This is a genomic window from Winogradskyella endarachnes (genome assembly GCF_009741275.1).
Lineage (GTDB): Bacteria > Bacteroidota > Bacteroidia > Flavobacteriales > Flavobacteriaceae > Winogradskyella > Winogradskyella endarachnes.
Window position 1 is genome coordinate 1 of record NZ_WOWS01000023.1, and the last position, 974, is coordinate 974.

Annotated in this window: 1 pseudogene; it reads left to right on the forward strand. The window is 37.7% G+C overall.

From position 1 onward, the window contains the following. Nucleotides 1-974: pseudogene (locus GN138_RS16075) on the forward strand (hypothetical protein); the annotation flags it as partial.

The window sequence follows — 974 nt, forward strand, 5'->3', positions numbered from 1 at the left end:
ACTAATGCCATTGCAGACCCAACAGCTTATGTTAATACAGCAACACCACAAACCATTTATGTAAGAGTCACTAATGATATCACAGGCTGTTATGCACTAGTAGACTTTACAATTATTGTTAACCCGTTGCCAGAAGTAGTCGCCGTAACAGATTTAATACAATGTGAATTAAATACCGATGGTATAGACAGCTTTGATTTAACAACCAAAGACGAAGAAGTTTTAAACGGTCAAGATCCAACACAATTTATAGTAACATATCATGAAACGTTAGTAGAAGCCCAAGAAGGTGTTAATGCTTTAGTAAGTTCATATACTAATACTATTAATCCACAACCGATTTATGTAAGAATTACTAATAATGTTACGCAGTGTGCTATAGCGACTCAAGTGTTTAACATTGAAGTGCAAGAAGGTGCAAGAGCAGAAGAAGATGTTATTGTTTATCCATTATGTGATGATAATCTGGAGACTGATGGAGATCCGAGCAACGATAGTGTTCAGTTTGATTTAACCAGTCAAGACACCTTTGTATTAGACGGACAAGATGCTACTAATTATGTAGTGACGTATTATGCCACCGAAGAAGATGCTAACCTCATGGTGAATCCATTACCAACATTGTATGAAAATGTGGTAAACCCACAAATCATCTACGCACGTGTAGACAATGACACACCAGATGTTGTAACCGGTGATGATACTTCATTATGTTATGCAATCGCGCAAGTAAGCTTAGAGGTGGATCCGTTACCAGAGTTTGAATTCGATGCAGAATACATCTTATGTATCAACACAAATGGTACCGAGGTATTAGACCCATTAGAGCTAGACACAGGTTTAAGCACAACAGATTACAGTTTTGTATGGACTTATGAAGGCGTAGAAATTGCAGGCGCAACAGAAGGTACTTATATGCCAACAGCAGAAGGTATTTATGGTGTTACAGTTACTAACACGCTAACCGATTGTGA